At 68.2% G+C, this 22,482-nt stretch carries 25 protein-coding genes; 11 read left to right on the top strand and 14 right to left on the bottom strand.

What is annotated here, in order from left to right; all coding sequences use genetic code 11:
* The first annotated feature begins 15 nt into the window (after positions 1-15).
* From mdcA to N440_RS03330, 9 genes are all read left to right on the top strand, one after another.
* Positions 16-1,659: a malonate decarboxylase subunit alpha gene (mdcA, locus tag N440_RS03375; RefSeq protein ID WP_133934087.1), complete on the top strand. Its 1,644-nt coding sequence runs from the start codon at positions 16-18 to the stop codon at positions 1,657-1,659.
* A 10-nt stretch (positions 1,660-1,669) separates the two neighbouring features.
* Positions 1,670-1,990 (top strand): malonate decarboxylase acyl carrier protein, encoded by a 321-nt coding sequence (mdcC, locus tag N440_RS03370; protein WP_133934086.1) that lies wholly within the window; start codon positions 1,670-1,672, stop codon positions 1,988-1,990.
* Positions 1,987-2,895 (top strand): biotin-independent malonate decarboxylase subunit beta, encoded by a 909-nt coding sequence (locus N440_RS03365; protein ID WP_133934085.1) that lies wholly within the window; start codon positions 1,987-1,989, stop codon positions 2,893-2,895. Before mdcC ends, N440_RS03365 begins: the two co-directional genes overlap by 4 nt.
* A 2-nt stretch (positions 2,896-2,897) precedes the next feature.
* Entirely contained in the window at positions 2,898-3,602 is a 705-nt protein-coding gene (gene mdcE / locus N440_RS03360) for a biotin-independent malonate decarboxylase subunit gamma (RefSeq protein WP_133935967.1), read from the top strand.
* On the top strand, positions 3,595-4,236 hold the full coding sequence (gene mdcG / locus N440_RS03355; RefSeq protein WP_133934084.1) for a malonate decarboxylase holo-[acyl-carrier-protein] synthase: 642 nt from the start codon (positions 3,595-3,597) through the stop codon (positions 4,234-4,236). The genes mdcE and mdcG overlap by 8 nt, the downstream gene beginning before the upstream one ends.
* Positions 4,233-5,090, top strand: a complete 858-nt coding sequence (mdcB, locus tag N440_RS03350) for a triphosphoribosyl-dephospho-CoA synthase MdcB (RefSeq protein ID WP_133934083.1) — start codon at positions 4,233-4,235, stop codon at positions 5,088-5,090. Before mdcG ends, mdcB begins: the two co-directional genes overlap by 4 nt.
* Entirely contained in the window at positions 5,087-6,007 is a 921-nt protein-coding gene (mdcH, locus tag N440_RS03345; protein WP_133934082.1) for a malonate decarboxylase subunit epsilon, read from the top strand. The genes mdcB and mdcH overlap by 4 nt, the downstream gene beginning before the upstream one ends.
* 104 nt (positions 6,008-6,111) lie before the next feature.
* Positions 6,112-7,479, top strand: a complete 1,368-nt coding sequence (locus tag N440_RS03340) for an SLC13 family permease (RefSeq protein WP_133934081.1) — start codon at positions 6,112-6,114, stop codon at positions 7,477-7,479.
* Between the two features lie 105 nt (positions 7,480-7,584).
* A complete protein-coding gene (locus N440_RS03330) occupies positions 7,585-8,304 on the top strand; it encodes a GntR family transcriptional regulator (protein ID WP_008266401.1) in 720 nt (239 codons plus the stop codon).
* A gap of 110 nt (positions 8,305-8,414) precedes the next feature.
* Here the strand turns inward: N440_RS03330 and N440_RS03325 are convergent, their stop codons facing one another.
* Positions 8,415-8,741, bottom strand: a complete 327-nt coding sequence (locus tag N440_RS03325) for a hypothetical protein (protein ID WP_133934079.1) — start codon at positions 8,739-8,741, stop codon at positions 8,415-8,417.
* 151 nt (positions 8,742-8,892) lie between these two features.
* On the opposite strand from N440_RS03325, the gene N440_RS03320 reads away from it, so the two are divergent.
* Positions 8,893-9,840 (top strand): nucleoside hydrolase, encoded by a 948-nt coding sequence (locus tag N440_RS03320; RefSeq protein ID WP_133934078.1) that lies wholly within the window; start codon positions 8,893-8,895, stop codon positions 9,838-9,840.
* Positions 9,841-9,844: 4 nt separating this feature from the next.
* On the opposite strand, the gene N440_RS03315 is transcribed toward N440_RS03320, so the two are convergent.
* The 12 genes from N440_RS03315 to N440_RS03260 form a co-directional block, all read right to left on the bottom strand.
* On the bottom strand, positions 9,845-11,104 hold the full coding sequence (locus tag N440_RS03315; protein WP_133935966.1) for an MFS transporter: 1,260 nt from the start codon (positions 11,102-11,104) through the stop codon (positions 9,845-9,847).
* A 55-nt stretch (positions 11,105-11,159) separates the two neighbouring features.
* Entirely contained in the window at positions 11,160-11,933 is a 774-nt protein-coding gene (locus N440_RS03310) for a LytTR family DNA-binding domain-containing protein (protein WP_133934077.1), read from the bottom strand.
* Complete coding sequence (locus N440_RS03305; RefSeq protein ID WP_243831281.1) at positions 11,930-12,991, bottom strand: histidine kinase; 1,062 nt, start codon at positions 12,989-12,991, stop codon at positions 11,930-11,932. Before N440_RS03305 ends, N440_RS03310 begins: the two co-directional genes overlap by 4 nt.
* Positions 12,992-13,025: 34 nt before the next feature.
* Positions 13,026-13,886, bottom strand: a complete 861-nt coding sequence (locus N440_RS03300; RefSeq protein WP_133934075.1) for a DUF2306 domain-containing protein — start codon at positions 13,884-13,886, stop codon at positions 13,026-13,028.
* A 124-nt stretch (positions 13,887-14,010) separates the two neighbouring features.
* The gene (locus N440_RS03295; protein ID WP_133934074.1) at positions 14,011-15,024 is read right to left on the bottom strand and encodes a hypothetical protein; all 1,014 of its coding nucleotides are present in this window, start codon (positions 15,022-15,024) and stop codon (positions 14,011-14,013) included.
* Positions 15,025-15,121: 97 nt separating this feature from the next.
* Positions 15,122-15,532, bottom strand: a complete 411-nt coding sequence (locus N440_RS03290) for a hypothetical protein (RefSeq protein ID WP_133934073.1) — start codon at positions 15,530-15,532, stop codon at positions 15,122-15,124.
* 31 nt (positions 15,533-15,563) lie between these two features.
* Positions 15,564-16,700: a metallophosphoesterase gene (locus N440_RS03285; RefSeq protein WP_133934072.1), complete on the bottom strand. Its 1,137-nt coding sequence runs from the start codon at positions 16,698-16,700 to the stop codon at positions 15,564-15,566.
* 61 nt (positions 16,701-16,761) lie between these two features.
* Positions 16,762-18,300, bottom strand: a complete 1,539-nt coding sequence (locus N440_RS03280; RefSeq protein WP_133934071.1) for a TerC family protein — start codon at positions 18,298-18,300, stop codon at positions 16,762-16,764.
* A 43-nt stretch (positions 18,301-18,343) separates the two neighbouring features.
* Positions 18,344-18,568, bottom strand: coding sequence for a helix-turn-helix transcriptional regulator (locus N440_RS03275; protein ID WP_133934070.1), 225 nt, complete (start codon positions 18,566-18,568; stop codon positions 18,344-18,346).
* Between the two features lie 13 nt (positions 18,569-18,581).
* A complete protein-coding gene (locus N440_RS03270; RefSeq protein ID WP_133935965.1) occupies positions 18,582-19,049 on the bottom strand; it encodes a DUF2975 domain-containing protein in 468 nt (155 codons plus the stop codon).
* 183 nt (positions 19,050-19,232) lie between these two features.
* A complete protein-coding gene (locus tag N440_RS03265) occupies positions 19,233-19,814 on the bottom strand; it encodes a hypothetical protein (protein ID WP_133934069.1) in 582 nt (193 codons plus the stop codon).
* A gap of 108 nt (positions 19,815-19,922) precedes the next feature.
* Positions 19,923-20,846 (bottom strand): alpha/beta hydrolase, encoded by a 924-nt coding sequence (locus N440_RS03260; protein ID WP_133934068.1) that lies wholly within the window; start codon positions 20,844-20,846, stop codon positions 19,923-19,925.
* A 151-nt stretch (positions 20,847-20,997) separates the two neighbouring features.
* On the opposite strand from N440_RS03260, the gene N440_RS03255 reads away from it, so the two are divergent.
* Entirely contained in the window at positions 20,998-21,972 is a 975-nt protein-coding gene (locus tag N440_RS03255; protein WP_133934067.1) for a LysR family transcriptional regulator, read from the top strand.
* Positions 21,973-21,975: 3 nt separating this feature from the next.
* On the opposite strand, the gene N440_RS03250 is transcribed toward N440_RS03255, so the two are convergent.
* The gene (locus N440_RS03250) at positions 21,976-22,476 is read right to left on the bottom strand and encodes a GNAT family N-acetyltransferase (RefSeq protein WP_133934066.1); all 501 of its coding nucleotides are present in this window, start codon (positions 22,474-22,476) and stop codon (positions 21,976-21,978) included.
* Between the last annotated feature and the right edge of the window lie 6 nt (positions 22,477-22,482).

The raw sequence follows: 22,482 nt of genomic DNA, 5'->3' as shown, positions 1-22,482 counted from the left end.
ATCGGAAGCCGGTCGATGAACCCGAGCTGGGATACGTTGCAACGCAGCCGCCAGGCACGCCTGGAGCGCGCTTCGCGCTGGGCCCGCGGCCATGAGGTGGCGGCCGCCGATATCGGCGAGCTGCTGCACGCGCTGCTGGAGCCGGGCGACAAGGTCTGCCTGGAGGGCAACAACCAGAAGCAGGCCGACTTCCTCGCCCAGGCACTTGCCGACCTCGACCCGGCACGGATTCACGACCTGCACATGGTGCAGTCGGTGCTGTCACTGCCTTCGCACCTGGATGTGTTCGAACGCGGCATCGCCTCCAGGCTGGACTTCTCCTTCTCCGGCCCGCAGTCGGTGCGGCTGGCCAACCTGGTGGCCGAGGGGCGCATCCAGATCGGTGCCATCCACACCTACCTGGAACTGTTCGGCCGCTACTTCATCGACCTCACCCCGCGCGTGGCGCTGGTCGCCGCGCAGGCCGCCGACCGGCACGGCAATCTCTACACCGGCCCGAACACCGAAGACACGCCGGTGATCGTCGAGGCCACCGCCTTCGGTGGCGGCATCGTGATCGCGCAGGTCAACGAAATCGTCGACACCCTCCCCCGCGTCGACATCCCCGCTGACTGGGTCAACTTCGTGGTGCAGGCGCCGCGACCGAATCACATCGAACCGCTGTTCACCCGCGACCCGGCACAGATTTCCGAGATCCAGGTGCTGATGGCGATGATGGCGATCAAGGGCATCTACGCCGAGTACGGCGTCAACCGGCTCAATCATGGCATCGGCTTCGACACGGCCGCCATCGAGCTGCTGCTGCCGACCTATGCCGAATCGCTCGGGCTGAAGGGAAAGATCTGCCAGCACTGGGCCCTCAATCCGCACCCGGCGTTGATTCCGGCGATCGAATCGGGCTTCGTAAAATCGGTGCATTCGTTCGGCTCCGAACTGGGCATGGAGAAGTACATCGCCGCACGAAGCGATGTGTTCTTCACCGGCGCCGATGGCTCCATGCGCTCCAACCGCGCGTTCTCGCAGACCGCCGGCCTGTATGCCTGCGACATGTTCATCGGCTCGACCCTGCAGATCGACCTGCAGGGCAACAGCTCCACGGCTACGCGCGACCGCATCGCCGGCTTCGGCGGCGCACCGAACATGGGGTCGGATGCGCGTGGCCGCCGCCACGCCAGCGACGCCTGGATCAAGGCCGGCCAGCAGGCCGCCCGTCCCGGCGAGATGCCACGCGGGCGCAAGCTGGTGGTGCAGATGGTGGAAACCTTCCGCGAACACATGGCACCGGCCTTCGTCGATCGCCTTGATGCCTGGGAACTGGCCGAGCGCGCCGGCATGCCGCTGCCGCCGGTGATGATCTACGGCGACGATGTCAGCCATGTGCTGACCGAGGAAGGCATCGCCAACCTGCTGCTGTGCCGCACGCCGGAAGAACGCGAACAGGCGATCCGCGGCGTGTCCGGCTATACGGCGGTCGGCCTGGGCCGCGATCGCGCGATGGTGGAGAACCTGCGCGACCGTGGTGTCATCCGCCGCCCCGAAGACCTGGGCATCTCCGTGCGTGATGCCAGCCGCGATCTGCTGGCGGCACGTTCGGTGAAGGATCTGGTGCGCTGGTCCGGCGGTCTGTACGACCCGCCCAAGCGCTTCCGCAACTGGTAAGGGGCTGAGCATGGAAACCCTCGACTATCGATTCGAAGGACGCACCCCGGTGCAGTTCCCGCGCGATGCGGTGCTGGTGGGCGTGCTGGCCTCGGGCAACCTGGAAATCCTGCTGGAGCCGGCAGCCCTGGAGGGCGCGATGACGGTGCGCATCGTCACCGCCGCGCAGGGCTTCGGCCGCGTATGGGAGGCGGTGATCGGCGATTTCGCGCATCGCCATCCGCTGCGCGATGTGCGCATCTCGATCAACGACGCCGGCGCTACCCCGGCGGTGGTCAGCCTGCGCCTGGACCAGGCGGTGGAAACCCTGCTGGCCGGAGGCACGCCATGAGCCACATCCAGCGCCACAGCTACTACGAGGCCGATGCGCGCGAACGCATTGCCGGGCTGGTCGATGCGGGTTCGTTCCGCGAGTTCCTGGGTCCGGCGCGACGGATGATGAGCCCGCACCTGGCCCAACTCGACCAACCAGCCGCATTCGACGATGGCATCGTCGTGGGCGAAGCCACGCTTCGCGGCAAGCGCGTGCTGCTGGCCGCGCAGCAGGGTGAATTCATGGGCGGCGGTGTGGGCGAAGTGCACGGCGCCAAGCTGACCGGCCTGCTGCGGCGCGCAGCGGCGACCCGCCCCGATGGGATGTTGCTGCTGTTTGATACCGGCGGCGTACGCCTGCACGAAGCCAATGCCGGCCTGATTGCCATCTCCGAGATCATGCGCGCCACCCTGGATGCACGCGCTGCGGGCGTCCCGGTGGTCGCGCTGATCGGCAGTGGCAACGGCGCGTTCGGTGGCATGGGCATCGTTGCCCGTTGCTGCAGCACGGTGATCATGTCCGAGGAAGGCCGGCTGTCGCTGTCCGGGCCGGAGGTGATCGAAACCGTTCGCGGCGTGGAAGAGTTCGATTCCCGCGACCGCGCGCTGGTCTGGCGGGTGACTGGCGGCAAGCACCGCTACCTGATCGACCAGGCCCAGGTGCTGGTGCCCGATGCCATCGGGGCGTTCGCGCAGGCGGCATTTGATGCGCTGCTGGCGGACACCGCCAGCACCGATGCCGATGCCGCACTGAATGCCCTGCAGGCACGTCATGCCGCATTGAAGGCACGCGTGCAGGCCTGGGGCGGATGCCGCGATGGTCTTGAGATCTGGTCGCTGCTGGGCATCACCGAACCCGAGCGGCTGCCGCTGCTGGACACCGACGACTTCCTCGCCGCCACCGCTGACCGGAGCCTGCCATGAGCCTGCCCCTGCACGCGCTGCTCGATGCCCTGTTTCCGCGTGGCCACGCCATTGCCGTGGAGGACTCGGTGCTGACCGGAACCGCCAGCACCGACGACGGCGACGTGACCGTGATCGGCACTGCCGACAGGCTCGAAGTGGGCGTGGACCACGCACTGGCACTGGCCGAAACCGTGCTGGCCAGCACCGCCGCGCATCCCCATCGACCGATCGTGATGCTGGTCGACACCGCCGGCCAGCGCCTGGCACGCCGCGACGAACTGCTCGGCATCAACGGCTGTTTCGCGCACCTGGCGCAGACGCTGGATGTGGCCCGCCGCCGTGGCGCCCGCCTGGTCACCCTGGTCTACGGTGAGTCGGTGAGCGGTGGGTTCCTGTCCTTCGGCCTGATGGCCGACCACATCCATGCCCTGCCCGATGCGCAGGTGCGGGTGATGGACCTGCGCGCGATGGCGCGGGTGACCAAGCAGCCGCTGGAGAAACTGCAGGCGCTGAGCCAGACCTCGCCGGTATTCGCACCGGGCGTGGAGAACTACGTGGCGATGGGCGCGGTGGATTCGATCTGGGGCGGCGACCTGGCCGCACACCTGCTGCAGGCGCTGCGCACGCCCACCGATGGCGACCGCCGCGCCGTGCGGGGTGCTGAACGTGGCGGGCGTCGCCTGGCCGCAGCGGTAACCACTGCGGTGAGCCAGGGCGATGCCTGAGCGCTTGCCCCGGCATACGCTGGTCTGGCTGTCGGCACACGCGGCCTGGCAGGCGGACATCGCCGCGCATGAGTCGCGCTTGGCCAACTGGTTCGCGCAGGGCCTGCCGGCCATCGTCGCCCGGCGTGCCGCCGACGATGCCGATCCCCGGCTGCGCCTGGGCGTACCGCTGCCGCCGGCCGAGGGCAAACTGCGCGTGGCCCTGCGCGTGCCGGCACGCGATGTGCTGCGCAGCGCACCGCCACCATCACTTCGGACGGTGCTGGAAGGCAACGTTGCGCAGGACTGGCAACGCCCCCTGCAGGCACTGCACGGCATCGCTGCGGCGCATGTATTCGGTGCCTTCGCATGGCAGCACCTGACCGGCCTGCGCTATGTGCACGCGCGTTCGGACATCGATCTGCTGTGGCGGATCGACAGCAGCGCGCAGGCCGATGCCCTGGTTGCACGGCTGCAGGCCTGGGAAACCGAACACGGCCGCCGGGTCGATGGCGAACTGTGCCTGGCCGGCGATGCCGCCGTGAACTGGCGGGAGTACGCGGGACGCAGCCGCGAAGTGCTGGTCAAGCGCCACGACGGCGCCGCCCTGGAACTGCGCGAGTCCGTGTTCGCCCCCGCCGGGGTGACCGCATGAGCGCCGTCGCGCAGCCGACTGTCCGAGCGGCAGCTGCCGCGGACAGCGCGCGACTGGGGCGCCTGGCCGTCGCCAGCCTGCACGCGGAACTGGCGCTGGCGCCCAAGCCCGGGCTGGTCACTCCCTTCGACACCGGCAGCCATCACGACATGGACGCCGGCACATTCCTGCGCAGCCTGTTCGCGCTGCGCCACTATTTCGCTGCCGTGGCCCACCTCGGTGCAGCCGGGGCAGACTTCGATGCCCTGCGCCGATGTGGCATCGCCGCCGAAGCGGCGATGCTGCGCGCGACCGCCGGCATCAATACCCATCGTGGCGCGATCTTCAGCCTCGGCCTGCTGGTCGCGGCCGCCGCTGCCTGCCGTTCCCGCCTGGGCCATGCCACCAGCGGTGAGCGGGTCTGCCTGGAGGTACGTCGCTGGGCGGGGCACTTTGCACATGCCCCGCTGGATGCAGGCAGCCCAGGCCAACGTGCGCGCGTCCGGCACAACGTGCCCGGTGTGCGCGAACACGCCGCTGCAGGCTATCCGCTGCTGCGCGAGGTGGCGTTGCCCACCCTGCGCCACGCGCTGGCCAATGGCCTGTCACGCGAAGCCGCGATGTGCCACACGCTGATGCAGCTGGTCGCACACACCGACGACCTCAACCTGCTGCATCGCGGAGGCGCTGAAGGCCTGCGCTGGGCACGGCAGCAGGCCCACCGTTTCCTGGCCGACGGCGGGGCCTTCGCGCACGATTGGCGGCCGCGCCTGCAACAGATCGCCGATGCCTTCGTCGTGCGTCGCTTGAGCCCCGGCGGCAGTGCCGACCTGCTCGCCTGCAGCGTGTTCCTGTTGCAGCAGGAGGGCGCATGAGCCTGGCCCTGCTCTGTCCCGGGCAAGGCGCACAGCATCCGGCGATGTTCGATCGCGTGCGCGGCCTGGCCGCCGCACAACCGCTGCTGGATGCCACCGGCGAACTGCTGGGCCGCGATGTATTCGCCGCTGCGGCGGCCGACGACCGTTTCGACAATGTGCAGGCGCAGCCACTGCTGTGCGCAGCCAGCCTGGCGCACTGGCAGGGCCTGCGCGAGGTATTGCCGACGCCGACGGTGATTGCCGGCTACAGCATCGGCGAGCTCGCCGCGCATGCCATCGCCGGCAGCTTCGACATCACCACCTGCCTGGCACTGTCTGCGCAGCGCGCGCGCCTGATGGACGCCGCCAGCCCTCGCGATGCCGGGCTCCAGGCAGTGCTGGGGCTGGACCGCGATGCCACGCAGCGGTTGTGCGACATGCATGGCGCCTTCATTGCCATCGCCAATGGCCATGACCACTTCATCGTGGGCGGTGCACAGCCGTCGCTGCACGCGCTGGCGGCAGACGCGCAGGCACATGGCGCGGAGATCCGTCCGCTGCCGGTCCATGTGCCCGCACACACGCCGCTGTTGGCCAGTGCGCAGGCACCGTTTGCCGCAGCGCTGCGGGCCGCGCAGGTGCATGCGCCGCGGCTGCCCCTGCTGTCCGGCGTCGATGCCCGCCCGGTGCGTGATGGCGCCGCCGTGGTGCACACGCTGTCGGCCCAGCTGGCACAGACCATCGAGTGGGCGCAGGTGATGCGCCAGGCCTTCGAGCGCGGCGCACGGGTGTTCCTGCAGCTGGGCCCGGGCAATGCGCTGGCGCGCATGGTCGCGCCGTCCTATCCGTGCTGCGAGATGCGCGCGGTGGAAGAGTTCCAGAGCCTTGAGGGTGCCGCGGCGTGGGTCCGCAGTGCGCTGGATCGGCAGCAGTAACGGGTTCGAGCAGTACGTATCACGCAACACGCCGTACGTCGCCTTACCCCGGGATGGCGGGTCTCCATCCGCGCTGTACGTGAGTCACGTGTCTGGGAGGGCGCATGAGTCCACAAATCGCAACGATCATCGGCCTGGTGATCATGTTCATCGTCGCCACGGCAATGCCGATCAACATGGGCGCCGTCGCTTTCGCGCTGGCCTTCATCATCGGCGGGCTGTGGGTCGACATGGGAGGCAAGGAGGTCCTGGCCGGCTTTCCAGGTGATCTGTTCCTGACCCTGGTCGGCATCACCTATCTGTTCGCCATCGCGCAGAAGAACGGCACCATCGACCTGCTGGTGCACTGGGCAGTGAAAGCGGTGCGCGGCCATATCGTGGCCATTCCGTGGGTGATGTTCGTGATCACCGCGGTGCTCACCGCGTTCGGTGCGCTGGGCCCGGCCGCGGTCGCCATCATCGGCCCGGTCGCCCTGCGCTTTGCCAAGCAGTACAACATCAATCCGCTGATGATGGGCCTGCTGGTCATTCATGGTGCGCAGGCGGGCGGCTTCTCGCCGATCAGCGTGTACGGCAGCATCACCAATGGCGTGGTGCAGAAGGCCGGGCTGGAAGTAACTGAAATGGCGGTGTTCCTGACCAGCCTGGGCTTCAACCTGATGATGGCGACGATCTGCTTCTTCGCCTTCGGTGGCATCGCCCTGCTGCGTCGCGGCTCGATCACCGCAGCGGGAACGATCGGCAATGCCGAGCTGGTGATGGCCGGCGGCCCGCAGGCATCGTCGCGCCAGTTCGCGATCGAAGGCCATGGCGCGCTGGTTGCCGCCGGCGGTGGCACCCTGTCCAATGATCCGGTGGCACTGGATGCGGTGAACCTGACCCGCGAGCGGCTGTTCACCCTGATCGGCCTGCTGGGCCTGGGCGTGGCCGCGCTGATCTACAACCTCAACGTCGGCCTGGTCTCGATCACCGTGGCGGTGACGTTGGCGCTGCTGTCGCCGCAGAGCCAGAAAGGGGCGGTCGATGGCATCAGCTGGTCCACCGTGCTGCTGATCTGCGGCGTGGTGACCTATATCGGCGTACTGGAACATGCCGGTGCGGTGGACTTCATCGGCAATGGTGTATCCGATATCGGCATCCCGCTGCTCGGTGCACTGCTGGTCTGCTACGTCGGTGGCATCGTCTCCGCATTCGCCTCGTCGGCCGCCGTGCTGGGCGCCACCATTCCGCTGGCGGTGCCGTTCCTGATGCAGGGCCACCTCAGCGCGGCCGGCGTGATCTGTGCGCTGGCGGTGTCATCCACCATCGTCGATGTCAGCCCGTTCTCGACCAACGGCGCACTGGTGGTGGCGTCGGCCGCCAAGGAAGAACGCGAGACCCTGTTCCGCCGCTTCCTGGTCTACAGCGGCCTGGTGGTGGCACTGGGGCCGCTGCTGGCCTGGCTGGTGTTCGTGGTGCCGGGCTGGATGTAACCACCCAACGGTAGTGCCGGCCGCTGGCCGGCAATCTCATGAAGCCATCCCGCAATCATGGGTTGCCGGCCAGCGGCCGGCACTACCTGGCGGTACACTTCCACCATGGCCATTGCCCCTGCTCCACGGTCCCCGAAGAAGCGTGCCCCTCTGTATGAAGAGGTGGCCGAGCATGTGCGCGAGCGCATCTACGATTACCGGCTGCCGCCGGGTGAGTGGATCGACGAGCCCGCGCTGTGCGAGGAACTGGGCATCAGCCGCACGCCGCTGCGCGAAGCGCTGAAGCTGCTGGCCGCCGAAGGCCTGGTGCAGATCGATGCCGGGCGTGGCGCGCGGGTCACCCGGCTCACGCTGGAAGATCTCAACCAGCTGTTCCCGGTGATGGCGATGCTGGAAGGCCGCTGCGCGCATGAGGCGGTCAGGCATATCGACGATGCCGGCGTGCAGCAGCTGGAAGCGCTGCACGCGGCGATGGAAGCGGCGGCGGCCGAGGGCAACATCGCCGAGTACTACCGCAACAACTACCTGATCCACGAAACCGTGCAGCACTACGCCGGCAATCCGTGGCTGATCCGCATCACCCATGACCTGCACCGCATCCTGAAGATGCATCGCGGCCGCCAGCTGCTGACCCCGGGCCGCACCGCGCAGTCGCTGGCCGAACACCGCGAACTGATGGAGTGCTTCCGCCGCCGCGACGCGCAGGCCGCCGAACGCACCATGGAGCGCCATCTGCTGAGCCAGGGCCAGGCATTGGCCGCCTATGTGGCAGCGGGTGGGCTGCTGAACGTGCCGGCCCCGTTGCCGACCGCAGGCGGCGGCTGAGCGGGCTGTCGTCGCCTTTGTAGAGTCGAGCCATGCTCGACTGCTTTTCGATCAGGCATCGCGGCGTTGGAACGAAGGGCAGTCGAGCATGGCTCGACTCTACAGAGGCCTCAATCGCCGCAGCTGCCGCCGTCACTGCCACCACCATCACCGCTGCAGTCGGAGCTGCTGTGGCCGTGATGGCTGTGGTTGTCACTGGAATGGCCTCCCGAGTAGTCGTAGGCGCCGCCGAGGCCGTTATCGCCCCGGCTGCCGGAGCCATCGGCGGTGGCCACCGCCATGCACAGGATCGCGCCGGCCAGCGGCAGCAGCCAGACCAGCAGCAGCTGCACCGTGCGGCCGCCTGCCGACAGGCCGTCGCGCCGGACAATGAGCACCGTGGCGACCAGATTCAGGCCCAGCACCAGCAGGACCAGCAGAAGGGCGAGGATCAGCATGCGGCGGTTCCGTGCCTGGACTGGCCGCATTATGCCGCCCCGCCCCGGCATTGGCCCTGCCTGTCATGAAGATGGGACAATATCGGGCGCGCCGGCCTGCCCCGTGGCCGCCGGCGCCCCCCGCACCACACGGAAGAAGAAGAACAACAACATGCTGAAAGTCATTTTCGATACCGACCCGGGCGTCGACGACGCCCTGGCCCTGCTGTACCTGCACAAGCACCCGCAGGTCGACCTGATCGGCGTCACCACCACCTTCGGCAACGCCTCGGTTGAATCGACCACGCACAATGCGCTGTACCTGAAGCAGGCCTGGGGCTTTGCCGCCCCGGTCGCACGCGGCGCGGCAGGCCCGCTGCAGCCGGAAGCCACTCCGGAAGCGTGGCCGGTGCATATCCATGGCCACAACGGCCTGGGCAACCACCCGGTGCCGGCGCAACTGGACGTAGCCGCCGACGCGCGCCCGGCCGCACAGCTGATCATCGACCTGGTCCGCGCCCATCCGGGCGAAGTGACTCTGGTTGCCGTGGGCCGCATGACCAACCTGGCGCTGGCCCTGCAGCAGGCCCCGGACATCGCCGGCCTGGTGCGCGGTGTGGTCCTCATGGGCGGCGCCTTCCACGTCAACGGCAACATCACCCCGGCCGCCGAGGCCAACATCTGGGGCGATGCCGAAGCGGCCGACGTGGTGTTCACCACCGATTGGCCGGTCACCGCGATCGGCCTGGACGTGACCACCCGCGTGGAAATGGACCGTGACGGCCTGGACACGCTGGCCGGGATCGGCGGTGCCGATGCCGAGCTGGTGCGTGCGCTGTCGCAGGACTACGTGGACTTCTACCTGCAGGCCGGCCACAAGGGCATGGTCGTGCACGACTGCTGCGCCTGCATCGCGCTGACCCGCCCGGAGCTGTTCCAGTTCGAGCGCGCCAGCGTGCGCGTGGCCACCGACGGCGTCGCCCGCGGCATGACCATTCCCAAGCCGGAAGGCATGGGCTTCGGCCCCAGCGTGTGGGATGGGCACGTGCTGCAGTCTGTCGCCATCGGCGTGGATGCGGCCGCCGTACTGGCCGATATCGAGCAGACCCTGAAGGTCTGATCGGCTAGCGCCTGGCCCTGCCCGGGACCGTCTCGGGCAGGGTCCACAGCACCGGCAGCACCAGCACCGCCACCAGCGCGATCATCGCGCCCGGCGCCGCCGCCCAGCCGCTGTGTTGCACCCACCATTGCGCCAGCCATGGCGTTGCGCCACCGAATACCGCCGTGGCCATGGTCACCCCCAGTGCCAGCCCGCTGACCCGGCCTTCGCCGGGGAACTGCTCGGCCGTGGCTGGTGCCGCCACCGCACTGACGCCACCGGCCACGCAGGCCAGCAGCACCGCCGCCAGCGCGATGCCCCACGCCGTTGCCTGCGCCATCCACGCGAACAGCGACAGCGGCAGCAGCGCCGCCAGCACGGTCAGGCCCAACAGCATCGGCCGTCGCCCGATTCGGTCGGATAGTGCGCCACACAGCGGCGTGATCGCGATCACCGCCACCGCCGCGATCGTCGACAACCACAGCGCGTCGCCTTCGTCGTGGCCCTGTGCATGCAGGAAGGCTGGTACGTAGGTGATACCCACGTAGTAGGTGATCGAGCCCAGTGCGGAGATCGCGAAGGTACGCGCCACCGCCCGCGGATGATGGCGCAGCACGTGCCGCAACGGCGTAGCCGGGATGCTGCCCTCGCGGCGCTGGCGCTCGAACTCGGGCGACTCGTGCATTCCCGAGCGCGCGACCAGGATCACCAGCGCCAGCGCCGCGCCGACGAAGAACGGAATGCGCCACCCCCAGCTGTCCAGCTGCGCAGGGGCCAGCAGCGCCACCGTCGCCGCCGAGATCGCCACCGCCAACAGCGCACCTACTTCACTGGCTGCCGACGCCAGCGAGGTCACCAGGCCGCGTCGCCGTTCCGGCGCGCTTTCCAGCAGATACGCGACCACACCGGTGTATTCACCGCCCACCGAGAACGCCATCACGCAGCGCAGCACCAGCAGCAACACGCCAGCGGTGGCGCCTGCGGTGGCGGCGGTCGGCAGCAGGGCGGTGGCCAGCATCGCTGCCGCCATCAGCGCCATCGAGGCCAGCAGCATCCAGCGCCGGCCCAGCCGGTCACCCAGGTGGCCAAAGCACAGCGCGCCGAGCGGGCGCATCAGGTAGGACACCGCGAAGCCGGCCAGGGTGACCAGCATCGCCTGCTCGCCACCGCCGAAGAACACCCGCGACAGCACCGTGGCGAAGTACAGGTACAGGGTGAAGTCGTACCACTCCACCACCGTGGACAGGCCGGCCACCCACATCGAGCGCTGCCGCGCCACGGTCATTTCATTCATGGGCGGAGGGTGTCATGCGCCGGGTGAAACGCGGGTCAGGACCGGCCTACATGGCGCGGAACGCACCCAGATAGCGGCGGCTGACCGGCAGTACGTCATCACGACCGCGCAGGTACAGCTGGGCGGTCTCGTTGTCACCGCGCACCAGCAGCTTCACCGCGTGCCGGTTGACCACCGCCGAGCGGTGCACCTGCACGAAGCTGTCCGGATCCAGCTGTTGCACCAGCTCCTTCAACGGCAGCGTGATCACCGCCTCGCCGGGACGGCCGTCGTCGTCGCGCCAGCCGACCTGGGTGTACTTGCTGTCGGCGCGCAGGAAATCCACCGCGCTGCAGGGAATCACCCGCAGCACGTTGCCAACCTGCGCGTGCAGCCAGCGCAGCGGCGTCGGCGCCGGCAGTGACAGGCGTTCGGCCAGCTGCTGCAGCTGCTTCTGCAGGTCCTGCAGGGGCGGAGGTTGCTGCAGGCGCTGCTGCAGCCGTTGCACCGTATCGTGCAGGCGCTGTGCATCCACCGGCTTCACCAGGTAATCCAGCGCGCCCTGCGCGAATGCCTGCACCGCATACGCATCGTAGGCGGTGACGAACACCACCTGCGCGCGCCGCGCGATGCGTGCAGCGACGTCGATGCCGGACAGGCCGGGCATGTGGATGTCGAGGAAGCAGACCTGTGGCTGCAGGGTTTCGAAGGCCTGCAGCGCCTCGCGCCCATTACGCGCCTGCGCCACCACCTGCAGCTGCGGCCAAGCCTGCGCCAGCTGTGCCGCCAGCGCCTGCCGCAGCAACGGTTCGTCGTCGGCAATCAGTGCGGTGGCGATCACGCGGGCAGCTCCCGCGCCGGCAAGCGCAGGCGCGCGATCGCGCCACGCTGTGGGCCCGCCTGCAACTGCAGGGACGCGGCATCGCCATACAGCAGCTGCAGCCGCTGGCGCAGTGCCTGCAGGCCGGTGCCCAGGCCCGGCGCCACAGCTGACAGGCCTCGGCCGTCGTCAACCACGCAGACCTCGCAACACGCCCCGTCGCGCCGCACCTGCACCACCACCTCGCCACCGTCTTCGCAGGGGTCGATGCCATGGCGGATCGCGTTCTCCACCAGGGTCAGCACGGACAGGCCCGGGCAACCCAGCGCGCGCACCTGCTCGGCAACATCCAGGCGGAAGCGCAGCCGATCCGGCATCCGCATATGCATCAGTTCCAGATAGGCACTTACCAATGCGATCTCGTCCTCCATCCGTACCACCGGCTGCTGCAGGCGTGGCACGCTGCCGCGCAGGTAGGCCACCAGATGGCGCATCACCACCGATGCCTGCGGTGAACCGCCGTCCACCAGCGCCTGCAGGTTGGCCAGGGTGTTGAACAGGAAATGCGGTGCAACCTGCCGTTGCAGCAGCTGCACGCGAGCTTCCAGCGCCTGCCGCTCCAGCTCGCAGCGTTCCAGCGCGAAGGCCAGGGCCTGGTGCCGTGCCAGTGCGTCCTTGTGCCTCACCAGTGCCGCCAGCGCCACCCACGGTGCAACCAGCAGGCCAACCACGTTGAGGGTCAGGAATCCGGTCCAGCGATCGGCGTCCTGCCAGAATGGCGGTGCGCCTGCCTCGGTGCCCGCCAGATAGATCACCAGGGTTCCCAGCGGAATCACCATCGCCACCGCGAGGATCTGCACGACCCAGCGAGACAGCCAGTGCGGCAGTGATGCCGGCCACCGCTCCAGCACGGTGAACACCAGCATCGCGGCCAGGCCCAATGCCAGCGCGCGCGGCAGCACCGTCCACCACGGATGCCAGTCGATGACCAGCAGCGCGCCGAGTGCCAGCGAGATGCCTGCGCACCACAGCGTTCGGCGCAGCAGCGAAACCGGTGGTGGCGACAGCACATCGGACATGGCCGGCAGCATAGCGCCTTGCCGTGCACCCACGTCAGCCCGCCGCAAGCGGTGGCCACCACATCAGTGCCGCCGCTGCGAGGCTGCCGGCCAGGGTGGCCACAGCCGCAACCAGCAGGACCACGCCGACCCGCCAGGCATGCGCCGCCCCTGCAGGGCGTTGGGCACGCAGATACAGTTCCAGCACTGCCAGGGGCAGAAGGCTCTGTGCAAACGCCAGCACGGTCAACGCGGGGCCGGTGAAGGTTTCCGGATCGAAACCCGCCGGCCCCTGGTTGAGCAGCAGCCACAGCATCAGGCCGATGCGGAAGAACCACACGCCCCCCACCGCCAGGAACAGGCGCAGCGCCCATGCGCGGTGTTCGCCCAGGCGTTGCTGGCGTGCGCGCCACCACGTGGCCGCCGCGAACCACAGGATCAGCAGGGCATTGAGCGAGGTGCCCAGATGCTGCGAAACATCACCGGCAGCGCCGCCACGGACCCACACCATCGCCAGGCCACCCAGTGCCAGCACTACCGCGGCCAACACGTAGAGCCGGCCGTTCCAGCGGTGCACGGCCGGTGCCCAGCGCCGCAGCGCTGGCCACAGCTGCAACCATCCCCCCAGCACGATGCCCGCTGCCAGCAGCAGGTGCAGCGCCAGCACGGCGTTGAAGGTGGTCGCCCCGGCGACGTAACCGTGCGGCATCACCTCGTTCCAGCGCAGCGGCTGGCCCGCCAGCGTGCTGCGTCCGTAGAAGCCTACGATGTAGGCGGCGAACAGCAGTTGGCCGAGTGCGGCACTGCCCAGCCAGGCCAGGGCTCCGATACGCAGCAGGCGCTGGCGGCGCGATGCGGGCACCTGCCCGTCGCGCAGCGCCCGGCGTGTGGTGATGGCAACAGCAGGCAAGGACATGGCAGCGCTTCCTTCAGGGAGTGCGCCATTGTTGGTCGTTGCCATCGGCCGTGAAGAGGCGATCGCGACCAGTGACGGCCCGCGCCGACCAGTGACGCCGGGCAGCGACCCGTGGCGCCCCCCTCTAAGGAGACTCGGCTGCCTGCATGTACTGGGTTTCATGGCCGGTGAAGCGTTCACCGTCAAAGCCGAAGCAGAAGCGGCCTTCCTCGAAGGCACGGTAGACCAGCAACGCGCCATCGAGGCAGAACTGCGGCTGGTCCACGCCCGTCTCCAGAGTCCCGTAGCCGGTAGCCTCTCCGCCCTTCCCCGCTGCTCCGGTGAAGGCGTCGATCGGCAGCGGTGTTGCCTCGCCGGTGCGGGTATCGACCAGCACCACCGTGCGCTGGAAGTACTCAGGGCGATCATCGATCTGCACCAGCAGATAGTGCTGGTTGAAATTGGGCTTCTGGTTCTGCAGCGCATCCTCGATGCGCGCGCGATGCCGCGCATCGCAGAAGTCGACCGGGCTGTAGCGGTAGCTGCAACCGTCGTGGTCGTAGGGCAGGTTCATGCCGGCATAGCGGAGGCTTCCCTCGCTGTCCACGTCGTGCCCCAGTTCCGGGGTGCTGCACAGCAGCCACGAACGCTGCGCATCCTCGGGGTCGGCCATCAGCTTCGGCTCGTGGCCCTCCTCGTAGGCGGCACCGCCTGGAAAATCCTGCCCGAAGCGCTGGCGGATGATCGGGCGCGCCTTCTCCAGCGGCAACCCGATCTTCGCCCCACGGAACGAAACGAACGTCATCGTCGGCAGGATCACTTCGTCCACCGGCAGCCCCTTCCACTGGCCTTGTACGCAGAACGTGGCGATCTCGTTCTCCACGTCCTCCCGGCAGGGCGTTGGTGCATTCGCGGCCAACCAGGGGTGGGCCGGGCGATCGGTCTGTTGATCGATGTACCAGCCCTCCAGCGCACACGTCGGCAGGGCATCGAGCAGCGGGGAGAGGTCGGTGCTGGCCACTGGCGCGGCAACCGGCGCGTCAGCCGCGGGTGCTTCGCCGGGCACCTCCGGTGTGCGCTGGCAACCGGTCAGCAGCAGTGCACCGACCAGCAGTGCGACGTAGCGTGGCCACCCGCGTGAGTGTTGTGCTTCCTGCATGGTGCCTTTCCCTGTTTGAGAACCCCGTGCAGATGATCTCTGATCCGGGGCCAGTATGAATGCTGGATGCAAGGCGATCTTGCTGGATGACCTGGAGCTAACGGGAGTGCAGGCGTCCCACCCGGTAAGCGCCGTAGGCATCGAGGATTCTCTGCATCCGCGCGTGCTGCTTCACGCCCATCGGCACCCGCTGCACGCGCTTCAACAACGTCTTCCACATGTAGCCGGACCGGAAGAAGCAGGGCCGCACTTCGAGGAAGGTAAGCGCTGCATCCAGCGTGCCGGGGTCATGCTCGGCCAGCAGTTTCAATGCCTGGTCATAGCCGCCCGGAAAGGCCAGCTGCTCATAGCGCAGCGCATACTCGGCGCAGGCCGCAGCATGGCGCGCCCGCTGCTCCGGTCCTCGCCAACGCGCACCTGCGGTATCACGGATCACCTGGCGAAGCCGGTTGATCTCATCGGCATTGGCTCGGATCAGGTGTTCCATCGGCGCGCGGGGATGCGCCATGGCTCCTTCCTCCATGAAGGCGTGTGCAGCATCACGGCGCGCGGCGCAATGTCACCAGGGTGATCTCGGACGGCACGCCGATGCGCGCAGGGAACCCGGCCCACAGGCCGGCACCGTTGCTCACGTACAGGGTCATGCCGTCCACCTCGTAGCGGCCGGAGACATAGCCGCCGTTGGCGCGCTTCACCAGCTGGTCCATACCGATGATCTGGCCACCGTGGGTATGCCCGGACAGCTGCAGCGTGACGCCGCGCGCGGCGGCCTCGCGCGCAGTACGCGGGCGATGGTCGAGCAGGATCACCGGCGCGGACGGATCGGCACCGGCCAACGCCGCGTCCAGATCCGGTAGCGGCAGTCCATAGCGTGCCGCCACCGGATCGGTGACACCGGCGATGGTCAACGCCGCCTCACCACGCCGTACCTGCAGGTGGCTGTTCTCCAGCACCTGCATGTGCAGCGCGCGGAACGCCTGCATCCAGTCCTGGTACTGCGCGTAGTACTCGTGGTTGCCGGTGATCGCAATGACACCGTCCGGCGCACGCAGGTCGGCCAACGGGCGCGCGTCATCGCGACGGGCCTCGACGCTGCCATCGATCAGGTCGCCGGTGATCACGATCAGGTCCGGCTTCAGCGCATTGCTCTGCTTCACCACCCTGCGCACCCAGTCACCGGTCAGCAGGCGACTGGCATGGATGTCGGTCAGCTGCAGCACGCGATAGCCGTCGAAGGCGGCCGGCAGATCCTTGATCGCCACGTCGATCTGCCGGGGCTTGGGCACGGCCATGCCCTGGCTGACGCCATAGCCGCTGACCAGCAGCGCCAGCACAGCGGCCACGGGACGCAGCCTGGGCGCGCACAATGCCGATACCGCGCGCGGCCGGCGGAGCAGGCGCGACAGCAGCAGTCCTGCGTCCAGCACCAGCATCACCAGCGCCAGCAGCAGCACCGCCGTCGAGCCGGTGGCCAGCGTGGCGATCGCCAGCTTCGGTATCTCCGGCGAGGCCATCGTGCCCCAGAAGGTGGCGACGATGCGCAGCTGCACGGCCACAGCCACCAGCAGCAGCGACAGCACGACCTTCAGTGCGGTGGGCAGGCGCAGCGGCCAGAACAGGCGCCAGGCCACGTACAGGCCCATCAACAAACCGATCGTACTCAGCACTGCAACCATCCAGGAAGAAAAGCGGGCCCGCCATGGTGACGGGCCCGCGTGTCATTGGGTAGAGGCAGCATCACGCCCCGGGCAGTCGCTCCACCCGCAGGCGGGCGATGCGGCGCTTCTCCATCGCCAGTACGGTGATGCGCACGTCGGCGATCTCCACCGCGTCGCCGATGTCCGGCAGGCGCCCCAACCGCTCCAGCACCAGGCCGGAGATGGTCATGTAGTCGGCACTGCGCGGCAGCGAGACGCCCGCCAGGCGCTGCAGGTCATCCAGGGTCAGCGCACCATCGGCCTCCCACTGGCCTTCGCCCTGCGCAACCACGCCATAGCGTTCGTCCTGGGTATCCACCAGGTCACCGGCAATCGCGGCCAGCAGGTCGTTGGCCGTCACCAGGCCTTCCACGCTGCCGTACTCGTCCACTGCCACCGCCAGCGGCACCGGGTGCTGGCGGATCAGCTCCAGCGCCTGCAGTGCACTGGCACTGGACAGCACGTACTGCGGCTCGCGCAGGTTGCCTTCCAGCTGCAGCGGCCTGCCCTGCAGCAGGTCGGCCAGCAGGTCGCGGCTCTGCACCACGCCACGCAGGCTGTCCAGATCGCCGTCGCCAACCAGCAGGCGGGTATGCGGCGAGGCCACCAGGCGCGCCACCACATCGTCCTCCCCGCGTGCCAGGTCGATCCACTGCACGTCGGCACGCACGGTCATCACGCTCGACACCGGGCGATCGGCCAGCCCCAGCACGCTGCGGATCATCTCGTGCTCGGCCGGCTGCAGCCGCTCTTCGGTATCGGCGTGTGCGTCCTCGCTTTCGTCGTCGTGTCCGTTGGCCGGACGCGCCCCCAGCATGCGCAGCACGGCGTCGGCGGTGCGCTGGCGGAACGGCTGGCGCCGCTCGTTGCGCTCGCGGTTGAAACGCACCCACTGGTTGAACGCTTCGACCAGGATCGAGAAGGCAATGGCCGCGTACAGGTAGCCCTTCGGGATCTTGTAGCCCAGGCCCTCGGCCACCAGGCTGAAACCAATCATCAGCAGGAAGCCCAGGCACAGCACCACCACCGTGGGATGCTTGTTGACGAAACGGGTCAGCGGTTTGCTGGCCACCAGCATCAGCGCCATCGCGATGGTCACCGCGGCATACATCACCCCGAGGTTGTCGACCATGCCGACCGCAGTGATCACCGAGTCCAGCGAGAACACCGCGTCGAGCACCACGATCTGCGCCACCACCATCGCGAAGCTGGCATAGACCTTCTTGCCATCCTCGTGGTGCTCGCGGCCTTCCAGCCGTTCGTGCAGTTCCATCGTGCCCTTGAACAGCAGGAACAGGCCACCGCCCAGCAGGATCAGGTCACGCCCGGAGAAGCTGTGGTCGAACAGCGTAAGCAGCGGCTCGGTCAGCTTCATGATCCAGGCCAGCGCCGCCAGCAGCACCAGCCGCATCAACAGGGCCAGGGTGAGGCCGATCACCCGTGCGCGGTCGCGCTGGTGCGGCGGCAGCTTGTCAGCCAGGATCGCGATGAACACCAGGTTGTCGATGCCGAGCACGATCTCCAGCACGACCAGGGTTGCAAGGCCCATCCAGATCGAGGGGTCAGCCAACCATTCCATTTCAGGTCCGTTTCGTCAGTAGGTAAGGGAAGAAAGCAGTCATTCAATCGGCATCCTGCGCCTGCGCCGGGTCATGACCGAGCAGATCGCCGGGCGTGCATTGCAGCTCCCGGCAGATCGCATCCAGCGTGGAAAAGCGGATGGCGCGTGCCTTGCCGGTCTTCAGGATCGACAGGTTCGCCAGGGTGATGTCGATGCGCCCGGCCAGCTCGGACAGGGTCATGCCCCGTTCCTGCAGAATGCGGTCGAGGGTGATCACGATCGCCATCAGCGCGTACCCATCAGACCAGACCGTCCAGGTCATCGCGCATCGCCGCGCCTGCGGCAAACACGCGCGCCAGTACGAACAGCATCAGCACCGCGACCAGGCCGGTGATCGACATGCCACCGCCGACCTCCATCCAGGTGAAGTCCGGGCCCATCCAGGCAGCGTAGGCACCGATCAGGATCGACAGCAGCTCCATCGCCAGCATCAACCACGCCATGCGCTGCAGGCGGTGTGCATTGGCGTGGGTGAACGGCTGTTCGCGTGCCGCCGAATCCAGCAGCCGCAGCAGATGGCGCAGGAACACCAGGCACAGCACCAGCAGCACGACGATGGCGCCCAGCCCCAGGCAGAAATGCAGGAACAGATCGTTGCCGTGCGCGGCCGCGGCAGCGGCATCATGCACGCTGTCGAGCAGCCAGCGGCGGTCGTGGGCGACGAGGGGAACGGCCAGCAGTGCGGCCAGGATGCCCAGCCAGCACATCGCGCGCACGGCCTGCACGGCGGCCTGGGCCAGGGTGAACAAGCCTCGCGCGGGTCTGGCGCGGGCGGGTCGAGCGGTCAAGCGGCCTCCGGCATTGGGGTGGCATGCCGCCCCGGGATGGATTTATCGATAAACGATATACCACATCCTGCGTGAAAGGCTGAATCGCGGGCGTGGCGCGTATCAGGGCCGAGGCGCGCTCTGCTCCGGCATCGGCTCCCCCGGGGTCACCGAGGCCATCGCCTGCACACCGGCATCGGCGGCGGGCCGCGTGACCAGTCGGAAGCGCGCCTGCAGCCGGCTCTGCCCCGACGCGGCCCACCCGTACTGGATCGCCACCTGGTCGGCCGACAACGGCCCATGCCCGGGCAGCGAGCGCACCTGCAACGGCTTCGGCGCGGCCTGCACCAGCCGCGCGAAGCCCTTCTGCACCACCGCTGCGTCGGCTTTTTCCGCATATACCGTGCAGGTGCCATCGTCGGCCCAGCTGACCGCATAGCGGCCACTGGCCAGCGGCACCATCCAGGCCACACCCGGTTGGCCCTGCAGCAGCGTCGCCGCTTCAGCAGGCTGCAGCGGCGACAGCCCATTGGATTCCATCAATGACTGCAGGCGGGCAGGCGCCCCGATGTGCTGCATGCACGCGGTATCGAACAGTTTGCTGAAGGGATCCTGCGCCTGCCCATTGGCCTTGGGGGCACGCACGGGTTGCGCCACCGCCACAGTGGGCAGCAGGGCCAGGGCCAGCCAGAGCGCGGGGCGCATCGGAACTCCACGGTACGGAACGCAGCCGCGAGGATGACAAATCGCCGGCCCGGCGTGCAACGGCTGGCGCTACCGGCCCGCCACCGGCAGCGCCGCCGGGACGTCAGCTCACAGATGCTGACCGAAGAACGGAATCACCGCCGCCAGTGCCTGCCGTACCGGCTCCGGCTGGTCATACAGATCATAGTGCGACCCACCCTCCACCACTTTCAGCTGCTTGTGCTTCGAAGCCGCACGGCCATGGATCTCCAGGCCATCGCGGTAGGCACCAAACGCCCCCGGCTTGTCACCGACCACCACCAGCAACGGCTGGGTCAGCAGCACCTCGGCCAGATGGAAGGCATCCCAGCCCACCGCCGCACCACGGTGCGAGAACAGCGCGCTGACCACGCCGTTGGGCTGCGGCCCGCGCGTGCGGTAGTAGTCCGTGGCTTCCAGCACGTCGATATCGGTGATGCCGGCAGCGCGCCCCTGTTCCACCGAAGGCGGCAGGAACAGGTCCACACGTGCCTCGCCGCCACGCATCTCGGCGGTGCGCTGTGCGGCGATGGCCTCCAGCGAACCAATCGGATCGAAGCCGCCAAAGCCCTCGCGGCTGAGCCGGCCGAAGTTGACGCCGGTGATGCTGGTGACGGCCTTGATGCGGCGCTCGGTCATGGTGGCGTTGATCGCATAGCCACCACCGCCACAGATGCCGAGCACGCCGATGCGTGCGGCGTCCACGTACGGCAGCGTGACCAGATAGTCGACCACGCGGCGTACATCCTCCACACGCTGGGTCGGGTCTTCGATCCGTCGCGGCTGCCCACCACTGGCGCCCTGGAAGCTGGCGTCGTAGGCGATCACCACATAACCCTCGCGGGCCAGCGCCTCACCGTAGACGTTGCCGGACGTCTGCTCCTTGCAGCTGCCGATCGGGTGCATGCTGATGATCGTGGGATAGGTCCGGTTGCGGTCGAAGTCCGGCGGAAGGTGCAGGTCGGCAGCAATATGCCAGGCCATGTCCGGGTTCTGGATCTTGACGGTTTCCATGCGGTGGCTCCTCGTTTGCGGCAGGGCGACCGGTGTCGCCGTTGCAAGCACGATAGACCCGGGATTGGGAGCAGAAAAGACGCCAATCTCAACCACAGTAGTAAGCTGTGATTACCAGAATGCGACGGGCGTGGCGCCCGACCGAGCCCCCATGAGTGCCCCCACCGCGATCAACCCGGCCCTGCTGCCGCAGCTGGCCTGGTTTGCCCACATTGCCCACCATCGCAGCTTCACCAAAGCGGCCGAGGAGATGGGTGTCTCGCGCCCCGCGCTGTCGCAGAGCCTGAAGACGCTGAAGAAGCAACTGGGCGTGCGCCTCCTGCACCGGACCACCCGCGAGATGTCGCTGACCGAGGAAGGCCAGCGCCTGTTCGACGCAGTGCAGCCATCGCTGAGCACCATCGACAGCGCAGTACGCGACCTGCGCGCCAGCCATGACGCCCCCTCCGGCCTGCTGCGCATCAACACCGCACGCCTGACCGCCAAGACGCTGATCGAACCACACCTGCCTGAATTCTTCGCGCGCTACCCCGAGCTGCGCGTGGAGCTGGTGATGGACGATGGCCTGTCCAGCATCGTCGCCGATGGCTGCGACGCCGGCATCCGGCTGGGCGAACGGCTGGCCGAAGGCATGATCGCCGTGCCGGTAACGCCGATGCTGGAAATGGTGGTGGTCGCCTCGCCGGCCTACCTGGCCCGGCATGGCACACCCAGCACGCCCGCCGAACTGGCCGGGCACGAGTGCCTGGGCTACCGCCAGACCGGCAGCGGCACGGTCTATGCCTGGGAGTTCAGCACGCCCGGCCAGCCCGGTCATGATTTTGAAGTGGAACCGCGCGGGCGCTATGTCACCAACGACGATGAGGGCATGATCCGCGCCGCACTGCAGGGGCTGGGCGTGATGCAGCACATCGACCTGTCACTGCAGCCGATGCTGGCCGATGGCCGCCTGCTGCGGTTGATGCCGGAATGGTCCGCGCCGTTCCCCGGCTTCTACCTGTACGTGCCATCGCGCGAGCAGATGCCTCCCCGCGTGCGCGCGCTGATGGAATTCCTGATCGAGAAGCGCGAAGGCGTCGCCAACGCGCTCGGCCGCACCGTGCAGGCACCGGCCACCGGCGGCTAGGCGTCAGCGCAGGTAACGATAGACCAGGTCAACGGCATCACTGCGCACGGCCTGTTCGTCGAGCACGCCGCCCAACCGCTGCGCAACGGCCTGCGACGCCAGGTTGTCGGGCGCCATGTAGCTGACCAGGGTCGGCAGCTGTGCCACCACGAAGGCCCAGTCGCGCAGTGCCCCGGCCGCTTCGGTGGCGAAGCCCTGCCCTTCGTGGCCGTCATACAGCAGCCAGCCCAGCTCCTTTTCCGGGAACAATGGGCCATGGTTGATGCCGACCTGACCGATGCACATGCCGGTATCGCTGCGTTCGATCATCAGCGCACCATGGCCGAACAGATGCCAGCTCGCCAGGTCATGGCAGAACTGGCCCCACGCGGCAACCTCATCGAATGGACCGCCCATGCCGCGCGCGCGCGACGACGCCAGGAACGCGGCATAGATGCCGAAGTCATCCAGCTGTTGCGGACGCAGCCGCAGGCGCGCGGTGTGCAGGGTGGGGATATCGAGCATGCTGCC

This window comes from Stenotrophomonas sp. CC22-02, from assembly GCF_004365115.1.
Classification (GTDB): Bacteria; Pseudomonadota; Gammaproteobacteria; order Xanthomonadales; family Xanthomonadaceae; genus Stenotrophomonas; species Stenotrophomonas forensis.
This window is presented reverse-complemented; position numbering and strand designations above follow the sequence as displayed.